Annotated in this window: 13 protein-coding genes and 2 pseudogenes; 7 read left to right on the forward strand and 8 right to left on the reverse strand. The window is 70.8% G+C overall.

All coding sequences use genetic code 11. The features are described 5' to 3' along the window. Window positions 1-377 (reverse strand): annotated as a pseudogene (locus KYY02_RS32705) (helix-turn-helix domain-containing protein); the annotation flags it as partial. A gap of 238 nt (window positions 378-615) precedes the next feature. Further along, window positions 616-906 carry a GlsB/YeaQ/YmgE family stress response membrane protein gene (locus tag KYY02_RS32710; protein WP_371244514.1) on the reverse strand — a complete coding sequence of 97 codons (291 nt, stop codon included), beginning with the start codon at window positions 904-906 and terminating at the stop codon, window positions 616-618. Window positions 907-1,180: 274 nt separating this feature from the next. On the opposite strand from KYY02_RS32710, the gene KYY02_RS32715 reads away from it, so the two are divergent. From KYY02_RS32715 to KYY02_RS32730, 4 genes are all read left to right on the forward strand, one after another. Beyond that, the gene (locus KYY02_RS32715; protein WP_371244516.1) at window positions 1,181-2,038 is read left to right on the forward strand and encodes an SCO4651 family lipoprotein; all 858 of its coding nucleotides are present in this window, start codon (window positions 1,181-1,183) and stop codon (window positions 2,036-2,038) included. Between the two features lie 261 nt (window positions 2,039-2,299). Then, on the forward strand, window positions 2,300-2,914 hold the full coding sequence (locus tag KYY02_RS32720) for a hypothetical protein (RefSeq protein ID WP_371244518.1): 615 nt from the start codon (window positions 2,300-2,302) through the stop codon (window positions 2,912-2,914). Then, window positions 2,911-4,086 carry a zinc-dependent alcohol dehydrogenase gene (locus tag KYY02_RS32725; RefSeq protein WP_371244520.1) on the forward strand — a complete coding sequence of 392 codons (1,176 nt, stop codon included), beginning with the start codon at window positions 2,911-2,913 and terminating at the stop codon, window positions 4,084-4,086. Before KYY02_RS32720 ends, KYY02_RS32725 begins: the two co-directional genes overlap by 4 nt. Window positions 4,087-4,095: 9 nt before the next feature. Continuing rightward, on the forward strand, window positions 4,096-4,851 hold the full coding sequence (locus tag KYY02_RS32730) for a phosphodiesterase (protein WP_371244522.1): 756 nt from the start codon (window positions 4,096-4,098) through the stop codon (window positions 4,849-4,851). 78 nt (window positions 4,852-4,929) lie between these two features. Here the strand turns inward: KYY02_RS32730 and KYY02_RS32735 are convergent, their stop codons facing one another. The 3 genes from KYY02_RS32735 to KYY02_RS32745 all read right to left on the reverse strand — a co-directional run bounded on the left by KYY02_RS32735 (window position 4,930) and on the right by KYY02_RS32745 (window position 6,620). After that, a complete protein-coding gene (locus tag KYY02_RS32735) occupies window positions 4,930-5,616 on the reverse strand; it encodes a hemerythrin domain-containing protein (protein WP_371244524.1) in 687 nt (228 codons plus the stop codon). Next, window positions 5,613-5,780 carry a hypothetical protein gene (locus tag KYY02_RS32740; protein ID WP_371244526.1) on the reverse strand — a complete coding sequence of 56 codons (168 nt, stop codon included), beginning with the start codon at window positions 5,778-5,780 and terminating at the stop codon, window positions 5,613-5,615. Before KYY02_RS32740 ends, KYY02_RS32735 begins: the two co-directional genes overlap by 4 nt. Before the next feature lie 321 nt (window positions 5,781-6,101). Continuing rightward, on the reverse strand, window positions 6,102-6,620 hold the full coding sequence (locus KYY02_RS32745) for an SRPBCC family protein (RefSeq protein WP_371244528.1): 519 nt from the start codon (window positions 6,618-6,620) through the stop codon (window positions 6,102-6,104). Between the two features lie 358 nt (window positions 6,621-6,978). On the opposite strand from KYY02_RS32745, the gene KYY02_RS32750 reads away from it, so the two are divergent. Together KYY02_RS32750 and KYY02_RS32755 are read left to right on the forward strand one after the other, a co-directional pair. Beyond that, a complete protein-coding gene (locus KYY02_RS32750; RefSeq protein ID WP_371244530.1) occupies window positions 6,979-9,291 on the forward strand; it encodes an FdhF/YdeP family oxidoreductase in 2,313 nt (770 codons plus the stop codon). A 655-nt stretch (window positions 9,292-9,946) separates the two neighbouring features. Beyond that, window positions 9,947-11,368, forward strand: a complete 1,422-nt coding sequence (locus KYY02_RS32755) for a DEAD/DEAH box helicase (protein ID WP_371244532.1) — start codon at window positions 9,947-9,949, stop codon at window positions 11,366-11,368. A 1,402-nt stretch (window positions 11,369-12,770) separates the two neighbouring features. Here KYY02_RS32755 and KYY02_RS32760 read toward each other — a convergent pair. Continuing rightward, window positions 12,771-13,004, reverse strand: a complete 234-nt coding sequence (locus tag KYY02_RS32760) for a bacteriocin immunity protein (protein ID WP_371244534.1) — start codon at window positions 13,002-13,004, stop codon at window positions 12,771-12,773. A 6-nt stretch (window positions 13,005-13,010) separates the two neighbouring features. Continuing rightward, window positions 13,011-13,399, reverse strand: a pseudogene (locus KYY02_RS32765) (HNH endonuclease signature motif containing protein). Window positions 13,400-13,476: 77 nt separating this feature from the next. Here KYY02_RS32765 and KYY02_RS32770 point away from each other — a divergent pair. Then, complete coding sequence (locus KYY02_RS32770) at window positions 13,477-13,752, forward strand: hypothetical protein (RefSeq protein WP_371244539.1); 276 nt, start codon at window positions 13,477-13,479, stop codon at window positions 13,750-13,752. A gap of 296 nt (window positions 13,753-14,048) precedes the next feature. On the opposite strand, the gene KYY02_RS32775 is transcribed toward KYY02_RS32770, so the two are convergent. Continuing rightward, the gene (locus tag KYY02_RS32775; RefSeq protein WP_371244541.1) at window positions 14,049-14,207 is read right to left on the reverse strand and encodes a hypothetical protein; all 159 of its coding nucleotides are present in this window, start codon (window positions 14,205-14,207) and stop codon (window positions 14,049-14,051) included. Between the last annotated feature and the right edge of the window lie 176 nt (window positions 14,208-14,383).

Genomic DNA, 14,383 nt, shown 5'->3' on the forward strand with positions numbered 1-14,383 from the left:
GGCCGTTCCTCGTGGAGCACCGCCGGAAGCGGTTCGGGAACGCGGGGGCCGCGGGTGCGGGCCGCCCGCGGACGCGGTTCCAGGCGGTGGGGTGCCGCGACGCAGGGGACGGAAAGAGGGTGCCGGAGCCGTCGGCGGCCTGGGCGAGGCGCAGGAGGTGGGCGCGTTCGGCGTCGTCCAGCCGAAGCGCGGGCGACGGCTTCGAGGACGGCCGGTGAGACGCCGGCCGGGCTGCCCCGCTCCGGTTTCGTGTGGCACTCGGCGCTCACGTCGGCCGGCGCGGCGGCCTCGCTCCTGCGCAGGCCCGGCACACACGGCCGGGGACCACGCCGGTTGCTCCGGGGCGCGCCCGGCGAGCACGCCGACCCCCTCGACACGTTCGGACGCGCCGTGCTCGCCGACGTCCCGCGTGCCCTCGCCCCACCGAGGGTCGCGACGGCCCGGAGGCCGCCTTCACCGCTGCCGACCCGGCCCATCGCCCGGGCCGGGATGCGGGGGCGCGTCCGGGCCCGCCGGATCAGGACGGACCCGTGGGGGTGCCCCCGTCCGAAGACGGGGGCACCCCCACGGGTCCGTCGGTTCGTCCTGCGTCAGGTCGGGTCGACCGTCAGGCTGTTATGCGTGGGCGTGCCCGCGACGATGGCCGCGCCCGTGTCCGGTGAACAGCCGGTACAGCGCCAGCAGAATGACGGATCCGACGATGGCCGCGATCCAGGTGGACAGTTCGAAGAAACCGTCGATGGAGTCGACCCCGAAGATCACCTTGCCGAGGAATCCTCCGAGGAGCCCTCCGGCAATACCGATGAGCATGGTGATGATGATGCCGCCCGGGTCCTTGCCCGGCATGAGCGCCTTGGCAATGGCTCCGGCGAGCAGACCGATGACTATCCACGCGATGATGCCCATCACAGACTCTCCTTGCTGTCGGTTCGTCGTACGTGTGTCCCCGGATCGCTTCTCCTAACCGATCCGTGTGCAATGGGCGCGGGAGATCCCATGGTGACGTCCCGTCGGTGGGACAGCGCCTTTCCGTGCCGTCGGTGAGTATCGTTCGAATCGATCCCGAATCCCCAACCGCCGCTTGCGAAAGGAGTTTTCACGTTCCTCCGAGGGGCACACGGTCGCCAGTTCGCCCTCGTCCGACGGGCGAGTGCGAGGAGTCGAGGAGATGGGGGTTCACATGCGTCGCAGGGGGACGAAGGCCGCCGCGATCACGGTCGCTGCGGTCATGGGCAGTGTGCTGACGGGGTGTGGGGACGACAGCGAGCCGACGGGCGCGAAGGACGGCCCGTCGTCGAGCGCGAGCAGGAGCGACGGAGCCCGGGAACAGGGCACGACGGCGGTGCGGGCGGCCTACGACAAGACGGCCGATGCCGAGTCGGCCCGGATGACGATCAGGACGGAACTCACCGCGGAGGGCGAGACGGTCGCGTCGGACGGCGAGGGCGTCCTCGATCTGGCCGAGGGCGACAGCGTCATGACCGTCACCGCGCAGGGCGAGAGCATCGAACAGCGCGTGGTCGACGAGGTCCTCTACCAGAAGGCCCCGGGGCAGAACGCTCCGGGCGGCAAGCCCTGGGTCAAGATCGACCTGCGGAAGGTCGCCGCCCAGCAGGGCGTGAACGACCAGGGGATCGGCGATCCGGCCCGGACCGCGGCCTACGCCAAGGCGATCACCGACAGGGACGTCACGAAGGTCGGCACCGAGAAGATCGACGGCGTGAACACCACGCGCTACCGGGTCTCGGTGGACGTGACCAAGCTGCCGGGCGGTGACCGGATGCGCGAGCAGCTCGGCCCGACGCTGCCGATGCAGGTCTGGCTCGACGAGGAGGGACGGCTCCGCCGCCAGCAGATGGACATGACTCTCGAGGCCCCGGCCTCCGCCTCCGCGAAGCCGGACACCGGCGCGGCGCCGCAGCAGCTCAAGATGAGCACCGTGATGGAGTTCTCGGACTTCGGCACCGAGGTCGATGCCGAGGCTCCGCCGGCCGGACAGGTGGCCGACATGACGGGCAAGACGCTCCAGCAGAGCTGAGCGGCAACCCCCCCGGCCGGCATCGGCCGCCCCGGCCTCGCGCCCGCGCGACGGCCCCGGATTCCGGCGCCGTTGAACGATGCCGGCCCTCCGGCCGGGGCCGCAGGGCCTCGCCTGCCGCACGCCGGCGGGGCCGCTGTCCGTCCTCCGGTCCTCAGGGGCCACACGCTTGTGGACAGGAAACAGGGTCGCCACCGCACGTGGCGGAACCGAGTGCTGTGACTGCGGGACGCCCTGGAGCGCGGCCCCGCGGCGGACGCGGTGATCGAGGTGCTCGGCAGGGGAGCGACGGCGCTGCCGCTCGGCCGCGCGCGGGACGTGCTGCACGGCAGATGGCTCGACTGTTTCGCCTCGACGACCGCGGAAACCCAACGCACGACGGTGACGACCAGTCCGAGCGGGAGGCAGCCCATGAAGAAGGCGTTGTGGATGGTTCCGGTCGCCGCTGCGGGCGTCGCGGCGGCGCGCAGGGCCGGGGCGACGCGTCACAGTGACGACCGGGCGGGCGACCGGTGGCTCACGGTGACGGTCAACCGCCCGACGGCGGACGTGCGGCAGGACGGGAAGCTGCCCGATGCCCTCCAGCGGCTCGCGGAGGAGATCGACGTGCGGGTACGTCCGGCGCCGGGCGACCGCGGCACGGAGCTGGCCGCGCGGTTCAAGGAGCCGGTGTCCGCCGTGTCCACCTCCGTGCCCGGGCGTCTGGCCGGACGGGATCCGCGTCAGGAACTGCGACGCGCGTTGCGCGACGCCAAGGCCCTGCTGGAGGCCGGCGAGGTACTGCGGCCGGACGCACCGCCGACGACCCGTCCGACACCGGGCGGCAAGCTGATCGAACTGCTCGGCCGCCGGTCAGGCGGGGAGGGAGTGCTGTGAAGGCGCTGTGCTGGGAAGGCGTGAACAAGCTGTCCGTCGAGCAGGTCCCGGACCCGGAACTGCGCAACGACCAGGACGTCATCGTGCGGCTGATCGCCGGCACGACCTGCGGTTCCGACCTGCACCTCATCGGCGGCTACATCCCGGCGATGCGCGCCGGTGACGTGATCGGCCACGAGTTCGTCGGGGAGGTCGTGGAGACCGGGTCCGCCGTGCGCAGGCACAAGGTCGGTGACCGGGTCGTCGTCTGCTCCTTCGTCGGCTGCGGGCGCTGCTGGTACTGCGCCAACGACCTGTGGTCCCTGTGCGACAACACCAACACCAACCCCGGCATCGGCCAGGCGCTGTTCGGCTACGAGACCGCCGGCATCTTCGGCTACTCGCACGCCATGGGCGGCCTGCGCGGCAGCCACGCCGAGTACGTGCGCGTCCCCTTCGCCGACTACGGCGCCTTCAAGATCCCCGAGGGCATCGACGACACCAGTGCCCTGTTCGTCTCCGACTCCGTGCCCACCGGGTGGATGGGCGCCGACCTCGCCGGCGTCAAACCCGGCGACGTGGTGGCGGTCTGGGGCTGCGGGGCCGTGGGGCAGATGGCCGCCAGGGCGGCGATCCTCAAGGGCGCCGAGCGGGTCCTCTCCATCGACCGCATCCCCGAGCGGCTGGCCATGACCGAGCGGTACGTCGGTTCGGAGACCATCGACTACACCACCACGGACGTCGCCGCCGAGCTGCGCGAACGCACCGGCGGACGCGGCCCCGACGTGTGCATCGAAGCCGTGGGCATGGAGGCCCACAGCGACGGCCCGATGCACCTGTACGACCAGGCCAAACAGCAGCTCCGCCTCCAGACCGACCGGCCCACCGCCGTACGCCAGGCCATCCACGCCTGCCGCAAGGCCGGCACGGTGTTCGTCCTGGGCGTCTTCGCGGGCGCCGTCGACAAGTTCCCGCTCGGCGCCGTCGTCAACAAGGGGCTCACCGTGCGCGGCGCCCAGATGCACGGACAGCGCTACATCCCGATGCTGCTGGAACGACTGGCCGCCGGCGAGATCGAGACGGCCCACCTGGCGACCCACACCCTCTCACTCGACCAGGCCCCCACGGCGTACGACCTGTTCAAGCACAAGACCGACGGCTGCGTCCGCGCCGTCATCCGCCCCGAGCACTGAGGTTTCCCCGTGATCCTCGACGTGACCGTGTACCGCGCCGCCGAGCGGCTGGCCCGCCTGCGTGCGGCACCGGCCCTGCACCCCCACGGAGTGCTGTGCTCGGGCACCCTGCACGTGACCGGCCGCACCGGCGCGGAGTGGGGCGTGCCGTGGCTGGACCGGCCCCGCTCCTGCGCGGCGACCGTGCGCTGGTCCCGCGCGCTCGGCCTGCCCCGACGCCTGCCGGACGCCCTGGGGCTGGCCCTCCGGGTCACGGACGCCGACGACGCGGGCAACGAGCTCGACCTGTTGTTCACGTCGAGCGGCTCCGGTCGGCTCGGCCGCCGTCTGCCTCTCCCGCGGCCCGACGCCCTGACCGGAGCGTACTCCACCCTGCTCTCCTACCGGGTGGGTGATCGCGAACGCGTACTGGCGGCCTTCCCCGTGCCCGACCCGAGCGCCCCTCCGGGAGCCACCCTGCCGACGCTGTGGCAGGAGCTGGCCCGCCGGCCCGTCCGCTTCGACCTGCGCGCGGCAGCGCCCGGCGAGCCCTGGCGCACCTTCGCCTCGCTGTCCCTGGAGGAGGCGCACGCCGCCTCCTCCACCACCACGGTCTCCTACGACCCTTATGCCCACAGCCTCCCCGGTCTGCGTCCCACCCGACGTCTGAGCCGTCTGCGTGACACGGCGTACGCCGGCTCCCGCCACGGACGTGGTGCAGGCGAGCGCGACGGGCGGTCGACGCCGCCACCGGCGGGTGAGCCGGGACCGTCGCTCCGGACGTAGCAGGAACGACGGCCGGCACTCCGGCGGTCCTGTGCAACACGTGCCCCCGAGCCGCTTCGGGGTCCGGGCCGCTTCACCTCAGGCACATGTCCGACGGCGGGCGGAGCGGACGAGCAGGACGACGGCGCCCGCGGCCGCCGCCGCGCCGGTGAGCGTCAGGGAAACGCGGCGGGCGCGGGGGCCGGTGCCCGGCGCGAGGTCGCGCAGGCGGTCGAAGACGCTGAGGGGGACCCCCAGCAGGGCGTTGCCCGGCGGGCGCCGGGGAACGCCGGGATGGGGGTGGGTCGGAGCGGTCGCCCGCACCGCTTCCCACGCGGCGCCGATGCGCCGCAACGCGCGGTCGTCGAAGGCCTCCCGCAGCCGGGGCAGCAGCTCGTCCTCCTCGTCGCGGATGTCCTGGCGGATGAGCGTGAACGCCTGCTGGATCCACTCGGCGCGCCGGGGATCGCCGGGCGCCTTCTCGACCCGTGCGATCAGCTCGTTGATCGCCTGGTGCTCCTCCTCGACCTGGCCGGTGAGTTCCTCGCCGTCGGGGGCCGTCCGGCGCAGCACCGGCCACAGCACGGTCTCCTCCGCGAAGGCGTGGCTGAACACCAACTGGACGATGTCCTGCCACAGGGCGTCCCGTTCGGCATCCGTGGCGTCGCCGGCCGACCAGCGGTCCATCATCGCGTCGAGCCGCGCGTGATCCCGGCGCTGGCGCACCAGGATGCTGCCGCTGCCTCCGAGCACGTCGGCGTCCTGACGAGTGAGTGAGCCGGTCACCGTTGCTCACGCTCCGCGGACCGGTCCACCGTGTCGGGGCCGGCGTCGTCGCCCCGCGCACCGGTGCTGCCGGCCTGTTGCCCCTCTTCCTCGGGATGGACGTCCTTCTCACCTGTGACCTGTTCCAGCGGATGGGACGAATCGTTGCCGTGAGGGGTGCTCATGAGGTCTCCTCCGTCGGTTTTGATCGCCGGGTCCCCCAGAGGCGCGTGAGTCCGCAGCGCGATCTGCGCCTTCCGCGGAGCGGAAGCCGTGACCGGCACCGCAAGGCCTCTGTCAGGCCGACCGGGGTGCTGGGAGCCATCGGCCCGACGCCCGTGCCGTCGACGGGCAGGACCGAGTCGTCGCCGACGAACGTCCCGTCGTCCCGGGCAGGCGCCTCACGCCGGGCGCACAGCCCAGCGGCTCAGGACACCGTGGGCTTCCACGGCGCGCCGATCCGCGCCCCGGGCCGGCCGCTTCCGACGACGCCGCAGCGGGCGCGTTCAGCCGACGGGCCACCCGGCAACCCGGCTTCTGGGCGGATCCGGCTCCACGGGTTGGACCTGCCCGTTGCGAATGATGCCCCGCCAAGCGCCGCATTCCTGCCCGAGCCCCTCGATGAACTCCTTGAAGCGGCCGAGTTCGGCCCGGATCACACGGGGTGTCGCCACGACCCGCTCCACGACGCGGTCCTTGAACCCGTGCGCCTTTCCACGCACGCGTACGACGACCCGGGTACGGCCAGGGGCCAGGCTCCGGAACGAGACCTCGCCCCGATGACCGGCCTGCCGGCCGAGGCCGCGCCATGCGATCAGGGAGTCCGGCCGCTGCTCCACGATCTCCGCCGTGAACTCGTGGCGCACCGGACCCGCCCCGATCACCCAGCGCGTGAGATTGGGCCGGAGCTGCTCGACCTCCTTCACCGTGCGCGTGAAGCGGGGGAAGGTCTTGAACTGCGTCCACTGGTTGTAGGCGGTGTGGACGGGAACCGCGACGTCGATCGCCTCTTCGACGGAATTCATGGCTGCTGCGTACATGGCCCCGCCTGTCGTTGGGAACCGCTCCTCCCAGTGTCACCGGCCGTCTGGGGATCCGCCACCAGGCGGGCCGGACGGCGCCGGCCGCCTGCCCCGCCTGCCCCCGGCCTCCGGCGGATGCCGCCCATGGCGGCACCAGGCGTCCCGGGAAGAGGCCGGGGACCGGAGAACGGTCCGGTGCGGACTGCAGGTCCCCGGCCGCGTACCTCGCCCCTGCCACCACTTCATGCCCGAGCAGCGGTGGGACGGGACACCGGGGCTCCGCCGGCGGAAGACCGGGTGGCCGACTCCGGGCGGGGACATGAGACTGGGAAGCCCCGAGCGTCCGGTGAGAGGGAGTCCGATGCCGAAGCGGCCCGACGACGGTTCCAAGGACCCGCTCACCGTGACACCGCCCAAGAAATGGGCGGCGGGAGTGCCGGCGGTGGTGCACGCGCTGGAGTACTCACTCGCGCAGACCTCCCCCCTGCGCACCGGGGAGACACTGCTGACGATGAACCAGGTGGACGGCATCGACTGTCCCGGCTGCGCCTGGGCCGACCCGTCCCCGGGGCGCCGGCACCGCAACGAGTACTGCGAGAACGGCGCCAAGCACATCAACGACGAGGCGACCACGCGGCGCATCACGTCCGACTTCTTCCGCAGGCACCCGGTCCCCGACCTCGCCCAGCGGTCCGACATGTGGCTGAACGAGCAGGGGCGGCTCACGGCACCGATGGTCAAGCGGCCCGGCTCCGACACCTACGAGCCGATCAACTGGCACGACGCCTTCGGACTGCTCTCCTCGGAGCTCACCTCCCTCGGCTCACCCGACGAGGCGGTCTTCTACACCTCGGGCCGGGCCGGCAACGAGGCCGCCTTCGTGTTCCAGCTCTTCGCCAGGGCGTTCGGCACCAACAACCTGCCCGACTGCAGCAACATGTGCCACGAGTCCAGTGGCTTCGCCCTGCACGAAACCCTGGGCACCGGCAAGGGAACGGTCAGCCTGGAGGACCTCCACCACGCCGACCTGATCTTCGTGGTGGGACAGAATCCCGGGTCGAACCACCCCCGGCAGCTCTCCGCGCTGGAACAGGCCAAACGCAACGGCGCCCGCATCATCGCGGTGAACCCGCTGCCCGAGGCCGGACTGCTGCGGTTCAAGAACCCGCAGAGGGCGATCGGGGTGATCGGGCACGGCACCCCGATCGCCGACCGGTTCCTGCACATCCGCGGCGGCGGGGACCTGGCGTTGTTCCAGGGCCTGAACCGGCTGCTGCTGGAGGCCGAGGACGCCCGGCCCGGCCGCGTCCTGGACCACGACTTCATCCGCACGCACACCGACGGGTTCGAGGACTTCGCACGCCATGCCCGCACCGTCGGGTGGGGCGACGTCCTCGGGGCGACCGGCCTGACCCGCGAGGAGATCGAGCACGTCCGTGACGACGTGCTGCGCAGCGAACGCGTCATCGTCTGCTGGGCGATGGGCATCACCCAGCACAAGCACGGCGTGCCCACCATCCGGGAGATCGTGAACTTCCTGATGCTGCGCGGGAATCTCGGCAGAGCGGGCGCCGGAGCCTGCCCCGTGCGCGGGCACAGCAATGTGCAGGGCGACCGGACGATGGGGATCTGGGAGCAGATGCCGGACTCCTTCCTGGACGCGCTCCAGCAGGAGTTCGGCTTCGACCCGCCCCGTGCCCACGGGCTGGACTCGGTGAACGCGATCAAGGCGATGCGCGAGGGTCGCGTCAAGGTCTTCCTCGCGCTGGCCGGCAACTTCGTCCGGGCCGCACCCGACAGCGCGGTCACCGAGGAGGCGATGCGTTCGTGCCGCCTGACCGCCCACATCTCCACCAAGCTCAACCGCTCGCACACCGTCTGCGGCCGCACCGCGCTGATCCTGCCGACCCTGGGCCGCACCGAACGGGACATCCAGGCCGGCGGCGAGCAGTTCGTCACCGTGGAGAACTCGATGAGTGAGGTGCACACCTCGCGCGGACGACTGGAACCGGCCTCCCCCCTCCTGCTCAGCGAGGTCGCCATCGTGTGCCGGCTCGCCCGCCGTACGCTCGACGGCACGGGGAACATCCCGTGGAAGGAGTTCGAGGCCGACTACGGGGAGATCCGGGACCGCGTCTCCCGCATCGTCCCGGGACTGCACGACTTCAACCGGCGCGTGGTGCGTCCCGGCGGCATCAGGCTGCCCAACGCGGTCAACGAGGGCGTGTTCCACACGCCGGTCGGCAAGGCACGGTTCACCTGCAACGCCTGGGACATGCCCCGCGTCCCCGAGGGGCACCTGCTGCTGCAGACCCTGCGCTCGCACGACCAGTGGAACACCGTCCCCTACACGGCCGACGACCGCTACCGGGGCATTCACGGCAGCCGCCGGGTCGTCCTCGTCGACCGCGACGACCTGACCCGACTGGGTCTCGGCGAAGGAGACCACGTCGATCTGGTCAGTGTGTGGGCGGACGGTACCGAGCGGCGTGCGGAGGACTTCCAGGTCGTCGCGTACCCCGCCAAGTCCGGGTGCGCCGCCGCGTACTACCCCGAGACCAACGTCCTGGTGCCGCTCGACAGCGTGGCCGAGACCAGCAACCAGCCCGCGTACAAGGGCATCGTCGTCCGCCTGGAGCCCGTCTCCGGCGGCCGTGCCCGGGCATCGGACTGATGGCGGGCGGACAGCGGGGGCCCGTCGTCCCGCTGCTGTCCTCGCCGGTCGCCGGCAGCGGGGCGTGGTGGACACGGTCGTGCGCCGGGAGTCCCGGGGCCCCGCGAGGGCCGTGCTGACGGCGTCCGGCTGCTGGGTGTGGGGCGGAAACCAGGAATGCGAAGCAGTCGGATGCCGAGGGGCGTCGGCACATGCCGTCAGAGCTTCACCGAGATACGTGCGGTACAGGTCGGGGAAGCCGCTGCGCCCGGTCTGCGGACTGCGGCCGTACCCGCGCCGGTCCACCAGCAGCAGGCGGTGGCGGCCGGCCGGCGGACGCTGCGCCACGAAGCCGTGGAAGACGTCACTGCCCCAGGTGAAAACGTTGTGCACGAAGACCGCGGGCGGTCCCTGACCGTCGCTCTCGTCCCGAGTCGTCAGGTGGACGGGCGTCAGCGACTGCGGCTCCCCTCGGTACCCGGGACGCCGGTCGTGCGCCGGTCGGCAGCCGTCGGGCCGGTGATGGGGGGAGGCCGCAGGAGGCCTGCGGCGTGCCCCGTGCTAGCGTCGACCGTTCGCAGCGACGCTGTGCCGGTGCTCCGTTCGGTGTTCCTGGCCGGTGGCCGCGCCCCCGCCGCGCCTTCCTCGGTACGGTCCCTTCGGAGGAAGGCTTTCTGTGAGCGAATCAGCACATGCCGGTGCCCGGCGCCAGGACAGTGCGTCCGAGGCGTCGGGGGCACCTTCGGCGCCGCCCACGGCGGCGTCCTTCGCGCAGCTGGGGCTGCCGGCCGGAGTTCTTCGGGTGCTCGACGAGCACGGTGTGACGGTGCCCTCTCCCATCCAGGCCGCGGCGCTGCCGGACGCGCTCGCGGGACGGGACGTCCTGGGCCGGGGCCGCACGGGATCCGGCAAGACGTTCGCCTTCGGCCTGGGGGTGCTCGCCCGGACGGCCGGACGGCGCGCGCAGCCCAAGGAGCCACTGGCGCTCGTCCTGGTGCCCACCAGGGAGCTGGCGCAGCAGGTCGGTGAGGCGCTCACCCCGTACGCCGAGGCGCTGCGGCTGCGGCTCGCGACCGTGGTGGGTGGGGTGTCCATCGGACGGCAGACCGCCGCGTTGCGGGACGGCGCCGAGATCGTCGTCGCCACGCCCGGCCGGCTGCACGACCTCGTCGAGCGCAAGGGCTGCCGACTGGGACGGGTGCGCATCGTGGTCCTGGACGAGGCCGACCGGATGTGTGACATGGGGTTCCTGCCGCAGGTCACCGAGGTCCTGGACCAGGTGCGTTCCGACGGGCAGCGGATGCTGTTCTCCGCCACCCTCGACCGCGACGTCGACCGGTTGGCGCAGCGCTACCTGCGCGACCCCGCCGTCCACTCCGTGGACCCCCCGTCCGCCGCGGTCCCCGCGATCGAGCACCACGTCCTCGTCGTGCGCGGCCCGGACCGGTACGCCGTGACCACGGAGATCGCCGCCCGGGACGGCCGCGTCCTGCTGTTCCTGGACACCAAGCACGGCGTCGACCAGCTCACGCGGCATCTGCGGGCCAGCGGGGTGGCCGCCGCCGCGCTGCACAGCGGGAAGTCCCAGCCGCAGCGCACCCGGACCCTGGACCGGTTCAGGAACGGGCAGGTCACCTCGCTGGTGGCGACGAACGTCGCCGCACGCGGCCTGCACATCGACGACCTCGACCTCGTGGTCAACGTCGACCCGGCCACCGACCCGAAGGACTACCTGCACCGCGCGGGCCGCACGGCCCGGGCCGGCCGCTCCGGCACCGTCGTGACGCTCGTCCTGCCGGCGCAGCGCCGCGAGACGAGCCGGGTCATGGCGGACGCCGACGTCGCTCCCAAGGTCACCGAAGTGCGGTCCGGCGAGGCGGAGCTGAGCCGGATCACCGGCGCCAAGGCCCCCTCCGGAGAGCCTCTCGACGGCGGGCCGGCCCTGTCGCGCCCCAAGAATTACAACGCCCCGTTCCGCGGCCTGGGCAGCGCCAAGGACGCGAAGAGCGGCTCCGGCGGCAGACCGTCCCGCAAAAGCACCGAGGCCCGCAAGCTGGCGGAGGCCCGCAGGGCGGCCCGGGTGCGGCGCGGCGGCTGAGCCCGCACCGCCGGACGGCGGCGGCTCACGCACCGTCCGTCCGCATGGCCTCGTCCGTGCGTCGATCACGGGTGACCGCAGGGTCGAATCCGGTCCGCGACCGGCCCGGGAGCCGTGCGGACCGAGGCCGGCCGGCGATGGACCGTAGCTGCCGCCCACGGAAGACGACGGCCGCGGTCGGGCGCCTGGGGCGCGACGCCCGCTTCGGACACCCGACTCGAGGCCCTGGAAGAAGCCGAGCTTCTTCGGCGAGTACGGCACCAGCGGATTCTTCGTCTGCTGGTGGTACACGGCCGACCTGGCTCCTGACCTGCGGCAAAGAGAGGAAACGTCGAGTACCAGGCTGATTTGGTCCGCACCTGGTCCGGATCTTGATGAGTGGTACGTGGTGCTAGCGAGTGGGCCGCTGTACCACATGGCACGGGTTGTGAGAACTGTCCGTGGGCGTCCTGGCCAGTCCGGGATGAGCGCGTAATGCCTGGTCAGGGCATTCCGGTCCGGGGAGTCGACGTAGTCGGTGACAGGCGTGTGACAGCGGCGTTCGATGGAAAGCCGCAGGTTCGGCCCGGTGAGGCTTCCGGACAGGTGGGTCGCAGGATCCGGCACGGGCACCGCTGTACACGGTTGTCCCCTCTCGAAGCACCCGACGTAGAGATGCCGCAGCGCCACGCGTCGCATGCCCGGTGTGCAACACGCGACTCAGGGGTTTCGCCTGGCCAATCAGACCACATGCTTTGTGCATGCAAAACGGGGCGCCACCGCGACACTGCCTGCCCTCGAGGTTGTGAGGGTCGCGTGGACGCGACCGCCCCGGCGTCTTGGGCCCGTGGCGACGGTACCGCCGCCATGCCCGGCGGGCCGGACAGAGCCCGCCGGGCGTCTCGTCGGCATCGGGGCGTCTCCCGCCCGGAAGAACATCCCCGACGCGAACGGTCCTATCGGTGTCCCGCAGACGTGCGACGTTACCGGACCGGTGGCATGGGCCGGACACCGCCGCATGCCACCGGCCTGTTTTCCCATGACGTCACACCAAAGGGCGTGCCAAGGCAGGTCAGAACAGGTCGAGCTGGGCCGACTCGGTTGCTCCCAGCATATGTGGTACTCCCTTCTCTCCCCGTCCACGCGAACGTGACCCGTGCCGACAGCCATGCCCCGGAGGTCCCCGGTACGGAGGCAAGCGATCGATTGGCAGTCGAAGTGGAAGGTGCTTCCCACCTGGGTGCGCTCTCCTTCGGCAAGTGAGAAGGTCATGCCATCATGGCTTACCTTCTCGGCCAGGAACCTTCCGGCCAGTCCGGTCGCCTCTTCCGTGTCCAACATCATTCTGTCCTCAGGAGGAGAAGTTTTGCCACGGTGAGAGGTCGGCGTGCCCCGACCGGCCATCCAGGAACACCACGTTTCCTTAAAAAGCGAAAGGAGTGTAGGTCAAAGCAGTGTCCACGACCTCTTCTGCCGTCAGCTCGTCCGTGAAGCCTTCCGCGGCGGGGTGGTAAATGAGATTGAGCACGCGAGGATGAGGAACGCTCGCTTCGAGAATTTCAACGAGCCTATCCTCTTCCTCCTCCGTCCCATTTGCTGTCATAATTTTGCGGACGAGCTCGACGAGCTGATCGCGAGTAAGGTCACGCACGTCCACCGCACCTCACTGGTGATAGTCGGGGTCCAACACCTCGGCATGATACCGAGGAGTCGCAACTATCGAGTTGTCCAGATCACAGACAGCACCGCCATGTTGAATTGGTGTCACGTGGTGCAGGACGTACTTATTGTTTTTCCTGCGGCCTGCTGGTTCGTCACAGAAAGTGCTCCGCCGGCAGCCGTGCGCGTCCTGTTCGCTTTACTGAAACCTGCTGCCAGGCCCGGATCATCGGCAACAGCCTTCCGGGAAGCTTCATGAAAATCCCCGAATGTCTTGAAGGATTTCCCTTGCAGTTGTCGGCCGATCTGTCCTGGAGTTTTCCCTGTGCCCCCACGAGTTCCCTTGAGCCTGGATCCACCGGCCTGATGCCTGTGGACAACTTCTCCGAGAATGAGGAAATGCCCTGCGGGCTGCGATGATGAGGTTTCTCCAGGACCACATCAAGCACGTTCACGAGGGCACTTCCGAGATGCGGTCTTCCCATGCCGCGGCGAGGGTTTCCGTACGGTTCGGTGATCCGAATCTGATCGCGTACGGCAGGCTGGCTCCGCTGCTACGCCTGGCCGAGCGGTGCGGGCTGCCCGGTCTGGTTGTCGAGCTGGTGCGCCTGTCGGCGTCGGCCGACGGCGCCGGCGCCTTCCCGGCATCGAAGGTGATGGCGCTGGTCGCGGGGACGGCGGCGGGCGCGGACACGGGACCGCAGGTCAGGGCCTCCTTGTCCGGGAAGGGCGCGCCCGGTTCGTGACAGCTGCGTGATACGGCGAAGCTCCGCCGGCGACCATCCTGTCGGGGCCTCCGCACCGAGCCGTGAGACGACGAACCGCACCTGAGCGCACTGGTGCGGTTCGTCGTGAGATCGTCTGTGCTGGGATGCACGACGCGGTCGGCGCTCGCGCGGTCCTTGTCGCTGTGATGCCTCTTGGGGTGCGCCTGCTTTGCGGGTGCCCGGCTCGGTGCACTCGGGAAGCATGGGGCAGGAAGTGGCGATCTTCGGCCGAGGTGGTTTCCGGCCGCCGCCCTTCTGATCCAGGACCGAGGAATTCAGTTGCTCAGCCCTGTGTGCGGAGAGAGGAGATGCGTGCCGTAAGTTTCCACGTACTCGGCTGTGTCACGACGCCAGTAGTAGATGCCGTCACTGTGAAGGGTGGATCCGCCCACGACCGGGAATTTCTGGTCCACGACGTCCTCGGTGTGTCCCATGGGAGCGATGATCACGGGTGCCGCTCTCAGGTATTCCGCTGCGCGTGCGCGTTCGTGTACGGGCATCTGACACGGCAGCTGTAGTTCCGACGTCTGCGCTGGTCAGCGCCTTGCCGAGGTGGGTGAGGGCATGAGGACGGCCACCGCGATCATGAACGTTTGTGACGACGTATCAA

Source organism: Streptomyces pimonensis (assembly GCF_041380215.1).
Classification (GTDB): Bacteria; Actinomycetota; Actinomycetes; order Streptomycetales; family Streptomycetaceae; genus Streptomyces; species Streptomyces pimonensis.

Excerpts from the sequence above, each read along its gene's own strand:
- KYY02_RS32710 (WP_371244514.1), bottom strand. The coding sequence starts at position 906 with ATGGGCATCATCGCGTGGATAGTCATCGGTCTGCTCGCCGGAGCCATT.
- KYY02_RS32715 (WP_371244516.1), top strand. The coding sequence starts at position 1,181 with ATGCGTCGCAGGGGGACGAAGGCCGCCGCGATCACGGTCGCTGCGGTC.
- KYY02_RS32740 (WP_371244526.1), bottom strand. The coding sequence starts at position 5,780 with ATGAGCACCCCTCACGGCAACGATTCGTCCCATCCGCTGGAACAGGTC.
- KYY02_RS32745 (WP_371244528.1), bottom strand. The coding sequence starts at position 6,620 with ATGAATTCCGTCGAAGAGGCGATCGACGTCGCGGTTCCCGTCCACACC.
- KYY02_RS32750 (WP_371244530.1), top strand. The coding sequence starts at position 6,979 with ATGCCGAAGCGGCCCGACGACGGTTCCAAGGACCCGCTCACCGTGACA.
- KYY02_RS32770 (WP_371244539.1), top strand. The coding sequence starts at position 13,477 with ATGCGGTCTTCCCATGCCGCGGCGAGGGTTTCCGTACGGTTCGGTGAT.
- KYY02_RS32775 (WP_371244541.1), bottom strand. The coding sequence starts at position 14,207 with ATGGGACACACCGAGGACGTCGTGGACCAGAAATTCCCGGTCGTGGGC.